Below are 22,043 nucleotides of genomic sequence, written 5' to 3' on the forward strand. Positions count from 1 at the left end.
TAACTTAATAAATTGCTGTGACAGGGCTATAAAAAAGCACCGAGTGTTAGGCTCGGTGCTTTTTGGCAAGTTAGTAAGGGGGAGTGATGGCTTCACTCTTCACGATTTAAATTACAGCGCTTCTAATCGCGCATACGCGGTGACTAGCCACTTGCTACCGCCATCTGCAAATTGGACTTGCACGCGGCTATGAGCCTCAGCGCCTTCAAAATTTAACACCACGCCTTCACCAAACTTAGGATGAGCCACCCGCTGCCCTAAACGAAAACCGGTTTCATTAAAGGTGTCCTGTACGCGGTCTTGACTGAAACGGCCATTAGGCATAGCACGACTGACACTGGCTTTAAGGCGCACTTCTTCTAAACAATCCTGTGGCAGCTCTTTAATAAAGCGACTGGGACGATGGAACATTTCTTTACCATAGACGCGCCGCGTTTCGGCATGGCTAATAAATAGCTTACTCATGGCTCGCGTCATGCCCACATAAGCGAGACGGCGCTCTTCTTCCAGGCGCTGGCTTTCTTCTGCAGACTGCTGGCTGGGAAACATGCCCTCTTCTACGCCCACCATAAATACCAGCGGGAATTCCAAGCCTTTGGCCGAGTGCAGCGTCATGAGTTGCACCGCATCATCAAACTGATCCGCTTGATTTTCACCGGCCTCTAAGGCCGCATGAGATAAAAACGCCGACAGCAAAGACATATCATCGTCTTCTGAGGGCAAAAACTGGCGAGTCGCACTCACCAGCTCTTCTAAGTTTTCTACCCTTGCCTGGGCTTTTTCGCCGCGCTCCGCCTGATACATGGCTTTTAAACCCGAAGTCTCTATCACGCGGTCCGTTTGTACATGTAGCGGCAATTCACGAGTATCATCTTCTAGCTGGTTAATTAATGCTAAGAAGCGACTGACCGCAGTAGCGGCGCGTCCCGCCAAGACTTTCTCTTCAACTAACGCCCACGCCGCTTGCCACATAGTGAGTTGGCGCTCGCGCGCAGCAGCGCGAATAATACCTAAGGTACGCTCGCCTATACCGCGGGTGGGCGTATTGACGATGCGCTCAAAAGCGGCTTCATCACCACGATTATTCATTAAGCGCAGATAACTGAGCGCGTCTTTAATTTCTTGGCGCTCAAAGAAACGCAAGCCGCCATAAATACGATAAGGTAGACGCGCTTGAATTAAGGCCTCTTCTAATACTCGTGATTGCGCATTATTGCGATATAAGATAGCCGCTTCACTTAAGTCATTATCCTGTTGCTGCCATTGCTGGATTTGTGACACCACAAACCGCGCTTCATCTACTTCGTTATAGGCGCCATATACAGATATCGGCTCGCCTTGCTCGCCTTCGGTCCACAGCTCTTTACCCATGCGCTCCATATTATTAGCAATCAAGCTATTAGCGGCTTTTAGGATAGTGGCACTGGAGCGATAATTTTGTTCAAGTCGGATGGTGGCCGAGCCGGGAAAGTCTTGTAAGAAACGAGCAATGTTTTCCACTTTCGCCCCGCGCCAGCCATAAATGGACTGGTCATCATCACCCACTATCATGACATTGGCTTGGCTGCCGGCTAGCATTTGCAGCCACGCATATTGAATGCTGTTGGTATCTTGAAATTCATCCACCAAAATATGGCGAAAGCGGTCTTGGTAGTGAGCTAAAATATGCGGTTTGTAGAGCCAGAGCTCATGCGCGCGCAGTAATAGCTCGGCGAAGTCGACTAAGCCAGCACGGTCGCAGGTTTCTTGATAAACCTGATAAATACGCTGGTAAGTTTGTTGCACCGGATCATGCAAGACTTGAATATCTTTTGGGCGTAAACCTTCATCTTTGCGGGCATTAATAAAGCCTGCTGCTTGGCGCGGTGGCCACTGCTTTTCATCTAAATTCATGCCTTTAAGGATACGGCGCAGTAAGCGCTGCTGATCATCGGAGTCGAGTATTTGAAAGTCTTGCGGCAGTTTAGCATCCAGATGATGAGCGCGTAGTAAACGGTGAGCAAGACCGTGAAAGGTGCCCAGCCACAGGCCAAATAAGCGTCCGCCTAATAACTTCTCTACTCGGGAGCGCATTTCGGCAGAAGCTTTATTAGTAAAGGTTACCGCCAAAATAGCCGACGCCGGCACCTGCTCTACTTGCATTAACCAGGCAATGCGATGCACCAGCACCCGAGTTTTGCCACTGCCTGCTCCCGCCAGCACTAGCATATTCTGGGCGGGAGCGGCCACCGCCTCTCGTTGCTCGTCGTTCATGCCGTCAAGCAGGCTGGAAACATCCATTACAACTCCTGATTAGTATTAATTCGCCGTAACTTTAAGATATAAAAGCATTTTCGCCACGGAATACACGGACGTAGAGCAAAGATAGAATAGTGAAATGTATATATATAAAGATCGTATCAACTAAAAAATCATCTTTCGTGAGTTTGCTCTTTTCCGTGTTGTTCTGTGTATTCCGTGGCAAAGAAGTCTTTAATGCCCTGTCTTTCAACAGGTCTCACAGGCGTTATGTGATATTACTGAAGGGATTATAACAGCTCTAGCATTTGCTCCAACCGCTCTAGCTCTACATGAGGTAAACACTGTAAATCGCCAGTGTGGCGACCTTGGTCATTAAGCCAAATCGCTTGGCAGCCAGCATGCACGGCACCTAAGACATCGGTATTAATATGATCGCCAATGTGCAGTATTTCATTAATTTGCACGCCCATTTGCTCGGCCAAAGTGTTAAACATATCGGCGGCAGGTTTCATGCGGCCATCGATACCGGCGCGCAGTACTGTCTTAAAGTAAGGCGCTAACGGCGTGTGCGCTATGGGCAGGTTGCCATTGGTGATCACCGCCAACGGATAGCGCTGAGCTAGCTCGGTTAATACTTGGTGGCTCATGTCTGGCACAGTTATTTTACCGCGCTCAGTTAAAAAGCCTTGGTAAAACTCTTCTGCTAGCTCGCCAGCGGCGCGCTCACTTAAGCCTTGCTGTTGTAGGCCATGGGTTAAGATGCGCAAGCGCAGCGCACTCACATCGTGAGCCAGCTCCGGCTCGCTCACCAATAGTTGGCGTTTAATAGTGGCAAGCGACTCTTTGCTTAATAACGTGGACTCAGGTCGATGATTTTTAAGTGTCTGCAATAGCCAAGCTTCGGCGGCTGTTATCACGGGCACGTTATCGTATAAGGTGTCATCAAGATCAAAGCTAATCACCTTGACCGGCATCAGTCGTTTATAAAAGCGCATAAAATTCCTAAAGGTAGATAACGCCGTACGCTGTACGTCGTCAGTTAAGAGCTGTGTTGTGTTTAACGTAAAGCGTACAGCGCCAAACGTACCGCTACTCTTTAGTACGCTTAGCTCTAGGGTGAGCGCTGTCGTAGGCGTTGGCTAAATGCTGAAAATCAAGATGGGTATAAATTTGCGTGGTGGCTAAGTCGGCATGGCCTAATAACTCTTGTACCGCCCGCAAGTCGCCGCTGGACTCTAGCATGTGAGTAGCAAATGAATGGCGCAGCTTATGAGGGTGAATATGGCTAGACAACGCCTGCTTACCGCCCCACTCGGCCATACGCAGCTGCACGCTACGGTGGCTAATGCGTCTTTGCTGTTTACTGACAAACAACGCGAACTGCTCACCGCCGGCGATGGCATCGCGCACCGCTAACCATTTTTCTAACCATTCAAGCGCCATGCGCCCCACCGGCAAAATGCGCTCTTTATTACCTTTACCGATCACCCGCACTTGGCGTTCTTCAAACTGAATATCGCCTAAGTTCAAGTCCACTAATTCTGCCAGTCGCAGCCCTGACGAATACATCAACTCCATAATGGCACGGTCACGCACCGCTAACGGATCTGACTCATCGATATTCATTAGTTGATGCAGCTCATCAACATCTAAGTTTTTAGGCAGCGGCCGGCCTTGTTTAGGGGCACTCACGCCACGAGCGGGATTAGCTTGCAACTGACCTTGGATAATCAGCCAGTCGCAAAAGCTGCGCAGTGCACTTAACTGAGTGGCAATGGAGCGTGGCGATAAGCCATTTTTATGCATGCGCGTAGCCAGCCCACGCACATGTTGCACCGTTAGCTGTGTCCAAGCGCTAAGTGACAGTTCACTTAATTGCTTAGTCATGACCTTAAGATTACGGCCATAGTTAGCACGGGTATTCATACTAAGCTGGCGCTCGATGCGCAAATATTCTAAAAAGCGCTCAATGCTGTCATTAAGATCAGACACGCTAACCAGGCTCATTTAATTGAGGCTCAACTGCCACTAACTTGGTTAAGACCCGAGACACCACATCTGCCAGTTGTCTCAACAAAAAGGTATCCATATCGGAGCCATAATGGCTGGCATCGGCACTGCCAAAGGCTAATAAGCCAAGCTCACCTTGCTCACCTAAGCGAATGAGTGCACAGGAATTGACTAACGAGTGTTGAAATAAACGCAGCTTTTCTTCTTTTCCTAAGCGCCCTAAGTATTCATTTTGACTGGCCATTCGCTCGCGATATAAGCGCTCTAGCGACTCGCTGGCAAGGGCAGGCGTGCAGGTAATAGTGCGGCTATCTAAAATTAACCGCACCGCCGCCAAGCGCAATTGGGATTGCAGGGTTTGGCGCAAACACAGCTCGAGTTCAACCACACTTTGGCAATGAAATAGCTGCGGCATCAAGTCCATATAGACTCGGAAAATACGCTCATTTTCGCCGGCCACCGTCATCAAAGCCGTAATATCATCTTCCAGATCATAAATACGCAGCCGCTGTTGCTCTAATTTGGCTTCGACTAAAGACACACTGCCACGGGCTTGATGAGGTAGGCGCAAGTCTTTTAACAACTGCGCATGGCGAGCAAAAAACTCAGGCTCATTTTGCAGATATTGCGCCACTTCTACTTCATCGAGCAAAAACGCCCCAGCAGAGGGGCGAGTAATAAGCTCACTGTCCGCACTGGACGCTGAGGTCTCACTGGTGGCAGCACTAATTATTTTGCTCATAAGTTCACTTGTCCATCAAAAACATGCTCTGCCGAGCCGGTCATAAATACCGGTTTGCCCGGTCCTTGCCAAGCAACGGTTAAGCTACCATGTGCAAACTGCACCTGTACTCGCTCACTTAGCCTACCCCAATACATTCCCATAATGGCGGCAGCGCAGGCATTCGTGCCACTGGCGAGCACTTCCTCACCATGGCAGTGAAAGCTACGCAGTTTAATTTCTCGACCATTAAGCACCTGCATAAAGCCTACATTTACCCGATTAGGAAAACGCTCATGCTGAGTAAGCTCTGCGGCCAAACGGCTATGAATGTCGGCTTTAAGCTCTTTGACTTCGACAATACAATGAGCATTACCGAGCCCAACTACACCACAGAGCACGGTCTGAATGGCAGAGGGCACTAAATAAGTCTTTTCCGCCTTTTGCGCCTTAAAGGGGATCTGAGCAGGCTCAAACTGGGGCACGCCTAGGTTAACGGTTACTTGGTGATCTTTTTCAAGCGTTAGGGTGATTTGACCATGTTGCGTACTCACACTCATGCGATCTTTATGGCTTAAGCCTTTAAGTCGTGCAAAGCGTGCTAAACAACGAGCCCCATTAGCGCACTGTTGGGTTTCGCTGCCATCGGCATTAAAAATACGATAATGAAAGTCCACATCCGGATCATAAGGAGGTTCAACCAACAATAGTTGATCAAAGCCCACACCAAAATGACGATCGGCAAGTTGGCGAATCACCTCGGGATTAAAAAACACTTTTTGGGTGATGCCATCGACGACCATAAAGTCGTTACCAAGGGCCTGCATTTTGGAAAAGTGGATCACAAGTTTCCCCTTACGCCTGCGGCAACAGATGCTCGCCGCGCCACAAGTCGCTTAATACTTCGCGCTCGCGTACTAAAATAGCCTGCTCTTTATCAACCATCACTTCTGCGCTTCTTGGGCGGCTGTTGTAATTAGATGCCATGACAAAACCATAAGCACCCGCAGAGCGTACCGCTAATAAGTCGCCTTCGGTGATCGCTAGCTCACGGTCTTTACCAATAAAATCGCCCGTTTCACAAATAGGCCCTACCACGTCATAGACCGCCTTGGCTCGCTCTAAGGTGTTATCCACGGGGATAATGGCCTGCCACGCACTGTATAAGGCTGGGCGGATGAGATCGTTCATAGCGGCATCAACGATAGCAAAGCTTTTAGCATCGCCAGGCTTTATGTGCTCCACACGGGTGAGCAATACGCCAGCATTAGCAGCAATGGCACGGCCCGGTTCAAACACCAAGGTGAGATTGCGCCCTTGTAATTTAGCCTTAATTTGTTGCACATATTCTTTGGGCTCAGGCGGCGTTTCATTATCGTAGCGCACGCCTAAGCCGCCACCCACATCTAAGTGCTTAATATGAATACCATCACTGGCGAGGGCATCAATTAATACTAATAGCTTATCCACTGCTTCTAAAAATGGCGCCACTTCGGTGAGCTGAGAGCCAATATGGCAGTCAAGTCCGTGAATAGCTAAGTTTTCCATGGCGGCGGCTTGAGCATAAATGTCTTGGGCCTGCTCAATAGGAATACCAAACTTATTTTCTTTAAGACCGGTGGAAATATAAGGATGGGTGCCAGCATCAATGTCGGGATTAACTCGAATAGAAATAGGGGCTATTTTACCCAAACGGCCGGCAACTTCGTTAATCCGCACCAATTCAGCCACAGACTCGACGTTAAAACAGAAAATATTCTTCTCAAGCGCAAATTCAATTTCCTCGACTCGCTTGCCCACGCCAGAAAACACCACTTTGCTGGCATCGCCACCGGCGGCCAGTACTCGACACAGCTCACCTTTAGACACAATATCAAAGCCAGAGCCTAAGCGCGCCAACACACCTAGCACCGCAAGGTTAGAGTTAGCCTTTACGGCATAACAGATTAAGTGCGCCACATCCCCCGCGGCTTGATCAAAGGCGTGCCAGTGCCGCTCTAACGTTGCTCGTGAATAAACATAGAGTGGCGTGCCATATTGCTCGGCTAAAACGCTTAAATCACAGCCTTCACCATAGAGGCGGCCATCGGTTTGATAATTAAAATAATCCAAGGTGTGTTCCTTTACGACTGCTCAACGTGAGATGGATTTTCTGATGTTTGTGGCAAAGTTAGCGGCCCTTTGAGGCCACAAGCCGACAAACTTAGGCATAAAGCCAGCAATGTGGTTAACTTGAGTAGGTTCATAAGATAACTGTAAAAATGTTTCCAGGCTCTTATAATCTCATTCATATTCTCAAAAGCAATAGGAAGCAGATCATGAAAGACAGTGAGTTTCATGCCTTGGCTGACGCCATTTATCAACATATTGAAGCCCGTATCGATGACAGTGGTGTTGATATTGACTGCGAGACCATAGGCGGCGTGATGACGCTGACCTTTGAAAACAATGTAAAATTTGTCATTAATCGCCAAGAGCCTCTGCACCAAATATGGCTCGCTACTCGTGAAAACGGCCACCACTTTGCACTACAAGGTGAGCAATGGATTGATAATCGCCAAGGTCATGAGTTATTGAGCTGGATAAGCTTGCAAGCTAAGTTACAAGGCGAAACGCCGCTTGCACTGTAACGCTTTACGCAGGCGTGGTGTTAATTAAGCTAAGGGGCTCGGGCTATCTTCTCGGCCCTCTTTTGCACTCTTAAAGGGCAGCACTTTCTGCTTACCTTGCTCTTCCACTATTTCGTAATATTGTGGCAAGTTAAAATGGGCAAAACGACTGTGTCCCACTCCTTGCTGATTGGCGGCATAGAAGCGATTAATACTTTGAATAAGCTCATCCTTGCTGCCCGCCACTTGGCGATACACTTCTATCCGGTTCGCTTCATCTAAAATATAAAGATTATAATCGCGACCACTGTCTTCAAAGAAAAACTGCATTAAGCCTTCACTGGCATACACATCGACAATTTCGGGCACCGCTTTAACCATTTGCTGATCGAGCTGCAAAATATCGGCGCTGGCACTGGCAGGTAACGCAGTGCTGACAAACTCAGGCGTCTCATGTTTTTGCACACTCACACCCCGGCGCTCAAAGAAGATATCGTGTTCTTCATGGCCTAAGCGAATAGTTTTGATGGTACTATCTTGACCACGCGTTAAGCGCAGACCAATGCATTCTTTTATTAAAATACCCACTCGAGTGCGAATAAGACTTCGAAAGTTAAGGCTATAGCAAAATACTTCGACGTTTTCCGGCGGCGTCGCCCCTTGGTGCATCTTGCCTAAAATTGCCGTCAGCGCATCTAAAATAGCGCTGGAACCACTAAAGTGTAAGGAGCGGATCTCATCCCAAGAATTGCGATACAAAACATCGATAGAGCCCACCAAGTTCTCTCTATGCTGGCCAAAGCTAAAAGGATCACTGGTCTTGCTGGTAAACTCGATGGCTCGACTGCGCCACTGCGCCGTAGGATCACGCTCTAAATTTAAGAAAATGCCTAACTCTCGCACTTCGCAAGGCCGACTGAGTGCTAAATTGCTCGGCGCGGGTGTACGCACCGGGAAAAAACGTGCTAAGTCGCCGGCAAACTCTTGCAAATGCTGCAAGTTAGCGTCGGTATCTTGGTTAAATAGCTGTAATTGGCTTTCTGGCGTCAATAAGCCATTAAAATGTGCCCAGGCCATTAATTTGCTGGCATAGCGACTGTACTCTAAGGGTTGGCGGCCGATGAGCTCAAGCGCACTCAAACCTTGCTTATAAAGATACCAACCGGCGTCGTGTGCTCGCCCCTCTGGCACTTGTACCAAGCTAATATTAGGCTCTGATAAGTCAGGCGCTATCTTTAAGTTAATAAGCTGAATTTTACCGGGTAGATTTTCAAAGGCGGCGTATAACTTGCGCGATAAAATGCCGATATCTTCTGGGTTTATAGACTCACTAATGCGATTACGCTGAGCAAACTGGATTAAATTACGGTAACTGTGCATCAAGGCTTCAAGCAGCTCTTTATAGGCGGCTTTGACTTGCTCGACTTTCCAAAAGTCACGATTATTAAGTAAAGCGACCTTTTCCGCAGACCACTGCCATTCCTTAATCAAGCGCGCAATTTGCTGAGCCCGTTTGGCAAAGCGGGCTTGGCTTAGGTCTAGGCCTTGGGAGACTTTTAAATAAAAGCAGCGCCGCACTAGGTCTAAGCGCTGCTCATCATTAATAGAAATTAAGTAATGGGTGACTTTTTCTAACATCAACAAGTAATGATCGTGTTGTTCATCCAAAGTGCTTGCTTGATGCAGTTGGCTTTTTAGATGCCGACATAACAACTGGGTATCTGGATACTCGTGTGAGTAAGCTTCCATTAAAATGGTTTTTAGTACTGCTTTATAAGGTGAGTCGATACTCTTATAAAGCTGCCACAGGGCCGAGCCAAAATATTCTTCGGCGGGAATGCGGGCAAAGCCCCCTAAGTCTAACCATTCATCATGGTTAAGTGTGCCACTAGCAAATTGCTCGGCCACAAAGCTGTCGTAGCGCGGTCCAAGCTGACTAGGCGCAAACATCCATACTAATCGCTTACCGGCAATCACTAAGTGACTGCGATAAAATTCATCGAGCAGTAAGAGATGCTGCGCACTGCCACAACTTTCTCCTTGAACCGACTGCTGATTATCGACTCGAAATTTATTATCAGGGATTAAAAATAAATTGAGTTCAACTTTGCGCTGCGCAGCCCACTGGGAAATTAATAAGCATTTTTGCTGTAACCAAGCTACTCGATCAGCGGCTAAGGTATGGGAGTAACACACCCACACATCCAGATCCGAGTCGAGGCTTTGCCCAATTGAAGAGGTACTGCCCATGGCGTAAAGACCAAATATTTCACTGACCCCTGATTCTAAACCTTGATGGCCATTTGCCGCTTGGCATAAGTCATCAATAAACTCTTGTTGGCGAGCATTGGGTAAGAAGTGACAGACACCCGCAGGTACATCGCCCGGCACAAAGCCAGGCAATAAGGGGTGATGATAATGCAGCAAAACCGGCAACAGTTGAAAAACTTGCTGGCCATACCGACTCATAACCGCGAGGGCATGAGCTTGTTTTTGCTCATTAAACTGATCACTTCTTGCTAATAGCTGATCAAAATTCGTGTGCAAAAGTACAGGCCTTTGTTGAACCGACACTAACCCAAGGTGGGTCAAAAGTGTGATCATGGTAACAATTTGGCCTTAGATGAACAATATATGTCGCATCCTAGAGCAGCAAGTTAAAGGCTAAGTCCCTTTCTCTCCTGTAATGAGCGCACAGGAATGATAATATCGAACCATTAGTGGATACTTAGAAGAGATTCAAATGGCAAATCGCACCATACGCATAGCTACCCGCAAGAGTCTATTAGCCTTGTGGCAAGCCCATTATGTAAAAGAACAGCTAGAACAGCTGCACCCTCATATCACAGTTGAACTAGTGCCCATGACCACTAAAGGCGATGTGCTGTTAGATACGCCATTAGCCAAAATTGGCGGCAAAGGTCTTTTTATTAAAGAACTAGAGCAAGCCATGTTAGAAGGTCGGGCCGATATTGCCGTGCATTCAATGAAAGATGTGCCGGTTGAGTTTCCAGAAGGCCTCGGCTTAACGGTAATTTGTCAGCGCGAAGACCCTCGTGATGCCTTTGTCTCTAATAACTACACTCATTTAGAGCAGTTACCTGCAGGCTCTGTGGTAGGAACCGCCAGCTTACGTCGCGAATGCCAAATTCGCGCTCGCTATCCTCACTTACAAGTAAAAGTATTACGCGGTAACGTACAAACGCGCCTGCGCAAGCTCGACGATGGAGAATACGACGCCATTATCTTAGCGGCGGCAGGCCTAAAGCGCTTAGAGCTTGAAGATCGCATTGCTGGGTTAATGAGCCCAGAAGACAGCTTACCAGCTAATGGTCAAGGTGCTGTGGGCATAGAGTGTCGCGTTGATGATGCTGAGCTACTGGCTTTGCTTAAGCCATTAGATCATTATGAAACGCGCTTGCGAGTAGAAGCGGAACGCGCCATGAACCAAGGCTTAATGGGCGGCTGCCAAGTGCCGATCGGCGCGTACGCTGAACTACAAGGCGACCAAGTGTGGTTGCGTGGCTTAGTCGGTCGCCCCGATGGCAGCGAAGTCATTTATGAAGAAATGACGGGCTTAGCCACCGAAGGTAAAGCCTTAGGCGCAGAAATGGCTAAACGCTTGCTTGCGCGCGGTGCAGATAAAATATTGGCCGAGGTGGTAGAGTCATGATCCCTTTGGTGGTACGCCCCGAGCCGCAAGCCAGTGTTTTATCACAGGCATTGCTTGAGGCTGGCCACCAGCCGGTGACCAGCCCTTTGCTTAGCTTTGAAGCAGGCAGAGAGTTGGACCGGCTCTCCACATTATTGCCCGGTCTTTGTGCCGAGGATTATGTGATAGCGGTCAGCGTACAAGCGGTCAATTTTACGCATAATGCCTTAGCTAATAGCGGCTTATCTTGGCCTAAGGCGCATTATATCGCCGTAGGCGAGGCCACGGGTAATGCCTTTGCTGGGGTGGGGGTTTTTGACGTCGCCGTACCTGATGACCCGCGTTCGGAGGGCATTATAGCGCTCCCTGGCCTAGAGAGTCTGGCTGGCCGCAAAGTCGTTATTTTACGGGGAGACGGTGGGCGCCATATGATAGCGCCCACCTTGACCAGTAGAGGCGCTAAGGTTGATTATTGTGAAGTATATCAACGTCGCTATACCTGCGATCCTACAGGTGAGTTAGTTAAAAGTTGGCAGCGCCAAGGTGTGGACAGTATTATCATCACCAGTGGTGGTTTATTAAGCCATATTGCACACTTGGCAAAAACCAGCGCCAAGGACTGGCTATTAAGCCGTTTATTGATTGTGCCCAGCATTCGCGTAGTTGAAGAAGCCAAGGAGCTGGGCTTCACTCAGATCATAAATGCAGAAGGTGCATCCAATCAGGCGCTAATTGCCGCTCTGGATGAGAGGAAACCCAATGACAGATAACAAAGATAAGCAAAAACGCAGACACGCCAGTGCCGATGCCCAAAAGCCGGCCGATGTCAGCAAGAGCCCCATTATAGCGGCGGATAATAAAGCAGACTCAGCGACGGCCAACACAGTCCCCCCTGCGCCTAGCGCCGAGATTAAAACTGACAGCAAAAATCCTGACAGTAACGTTGAAAGCAAGCCCAAACAGCCTGCTGGTCCTCCCCCTGTTCCGCCTCACACTCCTCCTCCAGCTACACCTCATAATAAAGGCGGTAAGTCCGGCGTTATACTAGCCATCATTGCCATTATTATCGCGATTGTGCTGGCCGGCGTTTTATATTGGCATGGCCATAACCAAGCGTTAGCCCAAGCTGAACAAGTGAAGCAACTCGAGCAAAAAATTCAAGGCCAACAGCAGCAAGTTGACGATGCGCTAGCAGAAGCTGAAAGCAAGCAAGCTAAGCAACTCGCCAAGGTGGCCAGTCAGCAAGAAGGCTTGAACGAGCAAATTTCTGGTGTGTCGCGTAAAGTGCTGGATCTGGACACCAAGCGCCCTAACGATTGGATGCTGGCAGAGGCTGAATACTTGGTACGCATGGCCGGTCGCAAATTGTGGCTAGAGCAAGATGGTAAGTCTGCCGCCATGATGTTGGCTAATGCCGATGAGCGCTTAGCTGCGGTTAATGATCCTAGCCTTACGCCAATTCGTCGTGCTCTGGCTGACGACATAGCCGCCATTAAAGCGCTGCCCAACGTAGACCGTGACGGCATGGCCATTAAGCTAAACAGCGTTAGCGAGCAAGTTGAGAAGCTAACACTGGATAAAGTGATTATGGAAGAAGCTCAAGAGCCAGACTTTGAAATCTCGGGTTCAGTTAAAGATTGGAAAGAAAACTTACAAAAGAGCTGGCATAGCTTTAGCGAAAATTTTGTTACCGTGCGCCGACGCGATGGCAAAGTAGAAGCCTTGTTATCTCCCCAACAACACTGGTATTTAAGCGAAAATCTTAAGGGCACCTTATTACAAGCTCAATTAGCTGTGTATCGTGATCAGCAAGAGATTTTTGATAGCGCACTGGCTAAGGCCCAAGAATGGCTCACTACCTACTATGCCGATGACAGTGTACGCCAATCCATGCTGGAGCAAATTAAACAGCTCAGTGGTAAAAAAATCACCGTCGACTATCCAGAAAAATTCAGCGCTCAAGATAAGCTGAAACAATTACTGGATGATAGATTACAACGCCTGTTAACCGGCCAGTAAGGGGAAGTCCATGATACGTCTTGCGATTATCATCGCCATCCTAGCCGCTGGCCTCATTATTGGGCCAAATATTACTGGCCAGCAAGGCTATATGTTATTGGCGTTTGGTAACTACACCATAGAAACCACCGCTACTGTGTTCTTAGTGGCCGTGGTGGTCTTTTATTTATTGCTGTTATTTATTGAGTGGTTACTGGGGCGAATTTTTGGCATTGGCTATAAAACTCGTCATTGGTTTATGGGGCGCCGCCGTAAAAAAGCACTTAACTATACCCAAAGCGGTATGCAAGCCATGATTGCCGAAGACTATGTGGCTGCTGAAAAAATGCTTTATAAAGGCGCAAAAGGCAATGAATTAGCGTTGCTTAATTACTTAAATGCCGCAACCGCCGCTCAAGCACTGGGACAAGATGAAAAGCGCGATAACTATTTGCGCTTAGCTCAGCAGCATAACCCTGATGCTGGCTTAGCCGTTGGCTTAACCCAAGCCCGATTACAATACCAAGAAGGTCAGTACGACTTGGCATTGGAAAAAGTGCGCCAGCTTAATAAAGAGTATGCCAGCCAGACGGCACTGCTTAAATTGCAAAAAGATGTGTATTTAGCGACCAAACAATGGCCTGAGCTAATGATCACCTTAAATGCGCTTAATAAGCAGACTTTACTCATGGATCCAGAGTACTCATTGCTTAAACAGCAAGCCTATGAAGGTTGGTTTGAAAGTGTGGCGACTCATGAAGGCAGTGCGGGACTTATTGCGTTGTGGCAAGACTTACCGCGCAAAGAAAAATATCAAGCTCAGGTGTTAGTACCTTTATGTGAGCGCCTTATTACGCTGGGAGCCCATCAAGAAGCACGCCGTTTATTATTAGAGGGCATAGATAAAGACGCAGATCCTCGTATTTTATTGTGTCTAACTAAGCTTGAACTTAGCGATTACCATCCGCTACTGGTTAGCTTAGAAAAACGCGCTAAAAAACATGCTTCTGCGCCATTACACTCGGTGTTAGGTCAATTATATTTAAAAGATAATAAGCCAGAGCTAGCCGAGCAGCATTTATTGTTAGCAGTTAGCCAGCAAGCTACGCCGACAGATTATATCTTGTTAGCTGGCTTAGCTGAGCAGCGCCAAGATAGTGCACAAGCCAATGAGTATTATCGCCAAAGCTTAGGCTTAGGAAGTGCTGTGGTTCCGTTAGTCGAGACCCCAGAGGTTGAAGTTATCAGTAATGAAGAAGCCACCGCTAAAAAGATAGCGGCGCAAGATGCCTAACCAGCGCAGTAATAATAAAAAAGGAGCCTAAAAGCTCCTTTTTTTATCTTTTAAAAGCGGTTTAGTTTTTATAAAGCTTAATTAAAGTGGCGGGATCGCGCTCTAAGAACCCCTTGCTGCCATGTTGGCGCATTAGCTGGGCGGCCAATCCAGACATAGGGACTGCTGTGCCCTGCTGTTTGCTTTGGCTTACCGCCATGTCTAAGTCTTTTAGCAAGGTGCGCACATGCCACTTAGGATCAGGGTCAGACTCATCGGCCATGAGAGGACCGGTGATCTGCATTGGCTTAGAGTCGGCAAAGCCGCCGGCTAAAGCTTCAGGTATTTTATCTGCCGCCACACCGCAAGACTTAGCTAAAGCCATCATCTCGGCCAGCACCATTAAATTACAGCCCACAATCATTTGGTTGCAGACTTTAGTGACTTGGCCAGCGCCAATGGGGCCCATGTGGGTAGCGCGCTGTGACAGCGGCGCTAAAATAGGCTGAATACGTGCCACATCATCGGCGTCACCGCCACACATAATGGCCAGCGTGCCCTGCTCGGCACCCACTACACCGCCGGAAACCGGCGAGTCGACCCAATTCATTCCACACGCGGCTTTTAATTTAGCGGCAAAATCACGGGTAGCACTGGGATCTGAGCTGGAAAAATCCACTAATAGCTGGTCACTACGACCCGACTCTACTATGCCTCCTTCACCAAACACCACGGTTTCTACCACCTCGGTATTGGCCACACACAGTAAAATAATATCAACGCCGGCTACTAACTCTTTAATGCTGCTAGCCACCGTCGCACCTGCAGCTTGCACATCGCCGAGCTTATCGACACTACGATTCCACACCGTCACTGAAAAGCCTGCCTGTAATAGGCGCTGAGTCATGGGATTCCCCATAAGACCTATGCCAATAAATCCTAACTTCATGATAAATGCTCCTTATTTGGCATAAATTTATGCTGATAATGGCAAAAAATATGACGCGCACCTAAACACAGCCAACAGGCCAACACAAAGGGCATGGTGAGCATAGGCAGGCCTGCTTTCAACATAAAGGCGGTCATTAGACCGGCAATAATAGCAGCAGCTATGCTCCAGTTGGGTTTAAACTGATGCCAAAACATAGCGATAGCCGCTAGCACACCGTTATAACCGGTTAAACCGAAGTCGATATAATCGGGATTAACCAATAAAAATCCCGCCGTGCCACTGGCCACTACGCCCCCACAAAGGCCCAACCTAACATACCAATACCCGCCAATAATAAAGCCGCACAGACTAAGGCTGCTGGCACGGTATCGGGTAAGAAAATCACTTGGCCAATGGCCGACAATGAAAATTCATAATTATTAGGTACTTCGTCGGCTAGGCGCTGCCCGTTCCAATATAACCAGGGTAAAATTAACAAGTTAAAGGGTAAGGTGTAACAGGGGATCTTAATGTACTTATTCCATAGCGCATAGATTAAGCAAGAAAAGCCGCCCAGAATACAAGAAGCGATTAATACCCAAGGCCCAATAGGAGCAAATAGTGCTAACGCTAAGCCAATTAAGGCCCCGTTAAAGCCATAACACCCTTCGGCTTGTAAAGTAGGATTAAATTTAAGGGCTTGCGCAATGAGTACGCCAGTAAAGGCGCCCACTAACATGGCAAGGCCCATAAAAGGCGCGGCCCACAACACACCAACGGTAATTAATAAACCAGCTAACGGACGACTAACAAAGTAGATCTGACTGATTGCAGCCAGTAATGCAGACAACAGAGCCATGACGTGTAAACCCTGAAGAAAAGTTGAGAAACGAGCAGAATTAAAGCAGGAAGCGCGGCTTTTAGCAACAAATAAATGTATACAATGTTAATAAATTGTAGCAATAGCGCCGAGTAAAAAATAGGCGTGCTTTAAGCTTAAGCGCCAATGCGGTTATCTTTACGCTAGCACCGAGTGCGAGTACTCGGCGCTAGTTCTAATGCTAATGAGCTAAGAAAAACTCATAAGCGGCATCTTCGGTAACCTCATCCCAGCGATAGCCTAGCTCCAGCAAATATTGCTCAAAGTAAGCCAACTCTGCATCCGGTAGTTCAAAGGCACAGAGCACGCGCCCAAATTCTGCTCCTTGGTTACGATAATGGAACAAACTGATGTTCCAACGCGTTCCTAAGGTATTTAAGAAGCGCATTAGGGCGCCAGGCTGCTCGGGGAAGCGAAAGCTATATAAACGCTCGTGCAAGGACTTAGGCGGGCGGCCCCCCACCATATAACGCACATGAGATTTGGCTAAATCGTTATCCGTCATATTAGCTACGTCGTAACCGGATTGCTCAAGCTCCATCATGATTTGTGTTAGCTCACGATCGCCATCACTTAAGCGCACCGAAACCAAGACTGCTGCCTTCTCATCACTGGAATAGCGATAGTTAAATTCGGTGACCATGCGATTACCCAACACTTCACAAAAGTCTAAGAAAGCCCCTTTGCGCTCGGGAATAGTCACCGCCAGCAAGCCTTCTCGCTTCTCACCCAGCTCACACCGCTCCGAAACATAACGCAGCGAGTGAAAGTTTACATTAGCGCCACTTAAAATAGCCGTCATCCGAGCATGAGAATAATCCCCCGCCTGACTGTATTTTTTAAGCCCCGCCAGCGCTAGCGCGCCTGAGGGCTCGGCGATAGCGCGGGTATCCTCAAAGACATCTTTCATGGCGGCACATATTTCATCGGTGGTCACCGTCACCACGCCATCTAAATACTGCTGGCACAGTCGAAAGGTCTCGGTGCCGATGCGCTTAACGGCCACGCCATCGGCAAAGGTGCTCACGCGGTCTAGCGAGACAATTTCACCGGCTTTAAGGGCGGCATTTAGACAAGCGGAGCCTTCGGCCTCCACTCCTATCACCTGAACTTGTGGTAACAGCTGCTTAATATATATCGCCACGCCCGCTGCCAAACCACCACCACCCACAGGTACAAACACGTGGGTTAAGCGGGTATCTTGCTCTAGTAACTCTCGACCAATAGTACCTTGGCCGGCAATGACGTCGGGATCGTCAAAAGGTGGGATTAGCGTTAAATGCTGCTCTTCGGCCAGTTTAATACAGTGGGCATACGCTTCATCGAAGTTATTGCCATGCAAGATCACCTTAGCCCCAAAGCCTCGTACCGAGTCAATTTTAATATCGGGCGTCACTACCGGCATCACTATGGTGGCAGAAATATCCAGCTTAGCCGCAGATAAAGCCACCCCTTGCGCATGGTTGCCCGCAGAGGCGGCAATCACCCCTGCTTGCAACTGCTCAGTACTTAACTGGGCAATCTTGTTATAAGCCCCTCTTAGCTTAAAAGAATGCACAGGCTGCATATCTTCACGCTTTAGCGATACCGGATGGCCTAAGCGTTCTGAGATTTTCTTTAATGGCGTCAAAGGCGTCACTCTGGCCGCCTCATAAACCGGAGATAACAAAATACGGCGTAAATATTCGCTCGCAGAGCGCAATGCGGCGGCCTCTTTCAGTGCCGATTGGCTCATTTTATCCTCCTAGTTTGCTGATATCGCGTACCGCACCTTTATCGGCGCTGGTGGCCAAGGACGCATAAGCTCGTAAAGAAAAAGACACTTCCCGCTGGCGGTCGATAGGCTTCCAGCCTTGCTCGCCTTTGGCATCCATGGCCGCGCGACGAGCAGCCAGCTCAGCATCGGACACGTCTAACACTATGCTGCGTCCTGGAATATCGATATCGATAATATCGCCATTCTCTACCAAGCCAATAGTGCCGCCATTGGCCGCTTCCGGAGAAACGTGGCCAATAGATAAGCCAGAAGTACCGCCAGAGAAGCGGCCATCGGTGATCAAGGCGCACTGAGTGCCAAGACCCATGGATTTTAAATAGGTAGTCGGATAAAGCATTTCTTGCATGCCCGGACCGCCCTTAGGCCCTTCGTAGCGGATCACCACTACGTCTCCGGCTTTCACTTCGCCACCTAAAATGCCTTCCACGGCACTGTCTTGGCACTCATAAATACGCGCGGGTCCGCGAAATACTAAATTTTCATCAGCCACGCCGGCGGTTTTAACGATACAGCCGTCAACGGCAATGTTGCCCGATAACACGGCCAAGCCGCCTTCCAAGCTGTAAGCATGCTCAAGACTGCGAATACAGCCCTCAGCGCGATCGTCGTCCAGTGTGGGCCAGCGACAGTCTTGGCTAAAAGCTTTAACGGTGCGAATGCCTGCAGGACCTGCACGGAACATGGTTTTTACCGCTTCATCTTCGGTGACCATAATATCGTATTTGGCTAATTGCTCGGCCAAGGTCATGCCCATAATGGTGGGCAATTCAGTATGCAGCAAACCGGCGCGAGCCAGCTCACCTAAAATAGCCATAACGCCACCCGCACGGTGCACATCTTCCATATGGTATTTAGGCGTAGAAGGCGCCACCTTACATAGCTGTGGCACCTTGCGCGATAAGGCATCGATATCAGCCATGGTAAAATCAACGCCCGCTTCATGAGCGGCAGCTAATAGATGCAATACGGTATTAGTAGAGCCACCCATGGCTACGTCTAATACCATGGCGTTTTCAAAAGCGGCTTTAGTGGCGATGCTGCGCGGCAAAGCGGAGGCATCGTCTTGCTCATAGTAGCGCTTAGTTAGCTCCACAATACGATGACCGGCAGACTTAAATAGCTGCTCTCGATCCGCGTGCGTAGCCAGCAAGGAGCCGTTCGCAGGCTGTGATAAGCCTAGCGCTTCGGTTAAGCAGTTCATGGAGTTAGCGGTAAACATGCCTGAGCAAGAGCCACAAGTAGGACAAGCACTGCGCTCAGTTTCTTCACTTTGGGCGTCACTGACAGTGGGATCAGCACCTTGGATCATGGCATCCACTAAATCGAGCTTAATTAGCTGATCAGATAGTTTAGTTTTACCCGCTTCCATGGGGCCACCGGAGACAAAAATTACCGGAATATTAACGCGCAGCGCCGCCATCAACATGCCGGGAGTAATTTTGTCGCAGTTAGAAATACAAACCATGGCATCGGCACAATGGGCATTCACCATGTATTCCACCGAGTCGGCAATCAAGTCGCGACTAGGGAGACTATACAACATGCCGCCATGACCCATAGCAATGCCATCATCTACTGCAATGGTATTAAATTCCTTTGCTACACCGCCCGCCGCTTCAATCTCACGTGCTACTAACTGGCCCATGTCTTTTAAATGCACATGGCCTGGCACAAATTGCGTAAAAGAGTTCACTACTGCAATAATCGGCTTACCGAAGTCGCCTTCGGTCATCCCTGTGGCGCGCCACAGAGCGCGAGCACCGGCCATATTACGGCCATGAGTAGTAGTGGCGGAACGATACTTTGGCATGCTTAAATTCCTAACAAGGTGAGTAATACAGGCGCCATCCACAAGGCGGCGCCTATCTCTTATCTATAAAATATATCGTGGTATGCCTGACGCTGTACGCCATAAGTCAAAAATAAAACCACGATTTATTTTTCCCTTACAGCGGATGACGTAAAGCGTAGGGCGTTAATTTACGCTATTTTTTTTAGCGCTTGTAACGACTCTTGAACTTGCACCGAGGTGACATCTAACAATTTTTCTAATTGGCGGCTCAGTAACATCACGGCGCGATCACTGCTTACTAAAAGATTAATAACTAGCTCACTGTCTTGACTAGTCATATCCATTTTCTCGATACGAAAGCCACGGTGGCGAGTTAAGCGCAGGACTCTTTCTAACACTTCGGGGCGAAACTGGGCGATCACTTGTAGTTGATATTGGTTCATGATTTTTTCTCCATCATCTGGTCATTGGCAACGCCGGGCGGCACCAAAGGCCAGACGTTTTCTTGCTCAGAAATTCGCACATGCAACAAATAAGCGGAATCTGCCGCCAGCATGCGCGCTATGGCAGGCTCTACTTCTGCTTTACAGGTAATGGTTTCACCTGGAATATTAAACGCGGCCGCCATCGCCACAAAGTCGGGATTATCGGTCAAGATGGTTTCGCTATAGCGCCCATCAAAGAACAGCTCTTGCCACTGGCGTACCATGCCTAAGCGCTGGTTATCCAATAACACCATTTTTACCGGTAACTGCGCGCGCTTTAAGGTGCCCAGCTCTTGTACGTTCATCATAAAAGAGCCATCGCCCGACACTAACACCGATTGATCTTGAGGCCGTGCTAACTTAGCGCCAACAGCAGCGGGCAAGCCAAATCCCATAGTCCCTAAGCCTGAGCTGCTTAGGTGATTACGCGGACTGGTAAAGCGCATATGTTGCGCCACCCACATTTGATGCTGCCCCACATCGCAGCTCACCATGGCACTGTCGTCCAAGGCATTACTTAATTGATGCAGCATTAAGGGCGCATAAATGGCGTCACCGGGATGGTCATAACGCCATGGGTTATCGGCCTTTAATTGTTTGCAATGCTCGCGCCAGTCATCAATGGCCAAGCGATTGCCGGTTATTTTATCACTAGCCAGTAAAGGAAGCACTGTGCTTAGCTCAGTATTTATACTGACTTGGGCGTGGCGCACCTTCCCAAACTCGGAGGCATCTTTATCAAGGTGAATAATTTTGGCATTTACCGCAAATGAGTCGAGTTTACCGGTCACCCTGTCATCAAAACGTGCACCCACCACTAACAGCAGATCACTCTGCTGAACGGCTATATTGGCAGCTTTTGTTCCGTGCATGCCCAACATACCTAAAAATAATTCATCGTGGGGATCAAGAGTGCCAATTCCTTTGAGGGTGGTCACCATAGGGATACCCGTTTGGCGAGCGAATTCGCGTAATTCCTCTACCGCATTCGCCATTCCCACACCCCCGCCTACATATAAAACCGGCTGTTTAGCGGCGGCTAATAACTGCTTCGCTTGGCTAAGCGCCTCGCTATTCACAGGATGAGGTTCGGTATTAAAAACCGGCGTCGTTTTAGGCTCAACTAAGGCGACTTGAATATTTTTGGGCACATCAATTAGCACAGGTCCTGGGCGCCCTGAACGCGCCACTTCAAAGGCTTCGGCAATAATGGCACCTAGATCTTCTACGTTTTCTACAAGATAAGAATGCTTAGTACAAGATAGCGACATACCCAATACATCGACTTCTTGGAAGGCGTCGGTGCCAATAGCAGCCATCGGAACTTGGCCGGTAATAGCGACCAGTGGAATGGAGTCGAGCATAGCATCGGCCAGACCGGTGATCAGGTTAGTCGCGCCAGGGCCTGATGTGGCCATGCATACGCCTACCTGACCACTGGCTCTGGCATAGCCTACTGCTGCCAGCGCAGCAGCCTGCTCATGACGGCACAGAAGGTGATCGACGCCGCCATCATAGAGAGCATCATAAAGCGGCATAATAGCGCCACCGGGGTAACCAAAGATTTGGCTTACTCCCTGCTGTTTTAAGGATTGAACAATATACTGTGCGCCATTCATGTTAGAGCTGTCCATCTGTTAGTACCAAAGCCAATTAAAAAAAAACCCCCGAGCT

At 48.7% G+C, this 22,043-nt stretch carries 20 protein-coding genes; 5 read left to right on the forward strand and 15 right to left on the reverse strand.

What is annotated here, in order from left to right; translation table 11 throughout:
• Positions 1 to 111 precede the first annotated feature (111 nt).
• The 7 genes from uvrD to lptM form a co-directional block, all read right to left on the reverse strand.
• The gene (gene uvrD / locus CBP12_RS10030) at positions 112 to 2,280 is read right to left on the reverse strand and encodes a DNA helicase II (protein WP_086964305.1); all 2,169 of its coding nucleotides are present in this window, start codon (positions 2,278 to 2,280) and stop codon (positions 112 to 114) included.
• A 248-nt stretch (positions 2,281 to 2,528) separates the two neighbouring features.
• The gene (locus CBP12_RS10035; protein WP_086964306.1) at positions 2,529 to 3,236 is read right to left on the reverse strand and encodes an HAD-IA family hydrolase; all 708 of its coding nucleotides are present in this window, start codon (positions 3,234 to 3,236) and stop codon (positions 2,529 to 2,531) included.
• 94 nt (positions 3,237 to 3,330) lie between these two features.
• Positions 3,331 to 4,248: a tyrosine recombinase XerC gene (xerC, locus tag CBP12_RS10040; RefSeq protein WP_086964307.1), complete on the reverse strand. Its 918-nt coding sequence runs from the start codon at positions 4,246 to 4,248 to the stop codon at positions 3,331 to 3,333.
• Entirely contained in the window at positions 4,235 to 4,993 is a 759-nt protein-coding gene (locus CBP12_RS10045; protein ID WP_086964308.1) for a DUF484 family protein, read from the reverse strand. Before CBP12_RS10045 ends, xerC begins: the two co-directional genes overlap by 14 nt.
• Entirely contained in the window at positions 4,990 to 5,799 is an 810-nt protein-coding gene (gene dapF / locus CBP12_RS10050; RefSeq protein WP_086964309.1) for a diaminopimelate epimerase, read from the reverse strand. Before dapF ends, CBP12_RS10045 begins: the two co-directional genes overlap by 4 nt.
• Positions 5,800 to 5,827: 28 nt before the next feature.
• Positions 5,828 to 7,084: a diaminopimelate decarboxylase gene (gene lysA, locus CBP12_RS10055; RefSeq protein WP_086964310.1), complete on the reverse strand. Its 1,257-nt coding sequence runs from the start codon at positions 7,082 to 7,084 to the stop codon at positions 5,828 to 5,830.
• A gap of 11 nt (positions 7,085 to 7,095) precedes the next feature.
• Entirely contained in the window at positions 7,096 to 7,338 is a 243-nt protein-coding gene (gene lptM, locus CBP12_RS13910; RefSeq protein ID WP_408634958.1) for an LPS translocon maturation chaperone LptM, read from the reverse strand.
• Between lptM and cyaY the strand changes: the two genes are divergently transcribed.
• Positions 7,291 to 7,602 (forward strand): iron donor protein CyaY, encoded by a 312-nt coding sequence (gene cyaY / locus CBP12_RS10060; protein WP_086964311.1) that lies wholly within the window; start codon positions 7,291 to 7,293, stop codon positions 7,600 to 7,602. The two genes, lptM and cyaY, sit on opposite strands and share 48 nt — an antisense overlap.
• A gap of 24 nt (positions 7,603 to 7,626) precedes the next feature.
• Here cyaY and CBP12_RS10065 read toward each other — a convergent pair whose 3' ends face one another.
• On the reverse strand, positions 7,627 to 10,128 hold the full coding sequence (locus CBP12_RS10065) for a class I adenylate cyclase (protein ID WP_232455052.1): 2,502 nt from the start codon (positions 10,126 to 10,128) through the stop codon (positions 7,627 to 7,629).
• Positions 10,129 to 10,324: 196 nt separating this feature from the next.
• Here CBP12_RS10065 and hemC point away from each other — a divergent pair, with 196 nt between their 5' ends.
• From hemC to CBP12_RS10085, 4 genes are read left to right on the forward strand one after another with little or no spacing between them, the layout of a single operon-like run.
• Positions 10,325 to 11,254: a hydroxymethylbilane synthase gene (gene hemC, locus CBP12_RS10070; protein ID WP_086964313.1), complete on the forward strand. Its 930-nt coding sequence runs from the start codon at positions 10,325 to 10,327 to the stop codon at positions 11,252 to 11,254.
• Positions 11,251 to 12,003: a uroporphyrinogen-III synthase gene (locus CBP12_RS10075; RefSeq protein WP_086964314.1), complete on the forward strand. Its 753-nt coding sequence runs from the start codon at positions 11,251 to 11,253 to the stop codon at positions 12,001 to 12,003. Before hemC ends, CBP12_RS10075 begins: the two co-directional genes overlap by 4 nt.
• On the forward strand, positions 11,993 to 13,252 hold the full coding sequence (locus CBP12_RS10080; RefSeq protein ID WP_086964315.1) for a uroporphyrinogen-III C-methyltransferase: 1,260 nt from the start codon (positions 11,993 to 11,995) through the stop codon (positions 13,250 to 13,252). The genes CBP12_RS10075 and CBP12_RS10080 overlap by 11 nt, the downstream gene beginning before the upstream one ends.
• Positions 13,253 to 13,262: 10 nt before the next feature.
• Entirely contained in the window at positions 13,263 to 14,525 is a 1,263-nt protein-coding gene (locus CBP12_RS10085) for a heme biosynthesis HemY N-terminal domain-containing protein (RefSeq protein WP_086964316.1), read from the forward strand.
• A gap of 61 nt (positions 14,526 to 14,586) precedes the next feature.
• Here CBP12_RS10085 and CBP12_RS10090 read toward each other — a convergent pair whose 3' ends face one another.
• The 7 genes from CBP12_RS10090 to ilvG form a co-directional block, all read right to left on the reverse strand.
• Entirely contained in the window at positions 14,587 to 15,453 is an 867-nt protein-coding gene (locus CBP12_RS10090; protein WP_086964317.1) for an NAD(P)-dependent oxidoreductase, read from the reverse strand.
• Positions 15,450 to 15,764, reverse strand: coding sequence for an urea transporter (locus CBP12_RS13760; protein WP_232455053.1), 315 nt, complete (start codon positions 15,762 to 15,764; stop codon positions 15,450 to 15,452). The genes CBP12_RS10090 and CBP12_RS13760 overlap by 4 nt, the downstream gene beginning before the upstream one ends.
• Positions 15,743 to 16,294, reverse strand: coding sequence for an urea transporter (locus CBP12_RS10095; protein WP_232455054.1), 552 nt, complete (start codon positions 16,292 to 16,294; stop codon positions 15,743 to 15,745). The genes CBP12_RS13760 and CBP12_RS10095 overlap by 22 nt, the downstream gene beginning before the upstream one ends.
• Positions 16,295 to 16,496: 202 nt before the next feature.
• Complete coding sequence (gene ilvA / locus CBP12_RS10100) at positions 16,497 to 18,017, reverse strand: threonine ammonia-lyase, biosynthetic (RefSeq protein WP_086965524.1); 1,521 nt, start codon at positions 18,015 to 18,017, stop codon at positions 16,497 to 16,499.
• Positions 18,018 to 18,051: 34 nt separating this feature from the next.
• Positions 18,052 to 19,902, reverse strand: coding sequence for a dihydroxy-acid dehydratase (ilvD, locus tag CBP12_RS10105; RefSeq protein ID WP_086964318.1), 1,851 nt, complete (start codon positions 19,900 to 19,902; stop codon positions 18,052 to 18,054).
• Positions 19,903 to 20,072: 170 nt separating this feature from the next.
• On the reverse strand, positions 20,073 to 20,327 hold the full coding sequence (gene ilvM, locus CBP12_RS10110; RefSeq protein ID WP_086964319.1) for an acetolactate synthase 2 small subunit: 255 nt from the start codon (positions 20,325 to 20,327) through the stop codon (positions 20,073 to 20,075).
• Positions 20,324 to 21,988: an acetolactate synthase 2 catalytic subunit gene (gene ilvG, locus CBP12_RS10115; protein WP_086964320.1), complete on the reverse strand. Its 1,665-nt coding sequence runs from the start codon at positions 21,986 to 21,988 to the stop codon at positions 20,324 to 20,326. Before ilvG ends, ilvM begins: the two co-directional genes overlap by 4 nt.
• Positions 21,989 to 22,043 lie beyond the last annotated feature (55 nt).

It is taken from the genome of Oceanisphaera avium (assembly GCF_002157875.1).
GTDB classification, from domain to species: Bacteria; Pseudomonadota; Gammaproteobacteria; order Enterobacterales; family Aeromonadaceae; genus Oceanimonas; species Oceanimonas avium.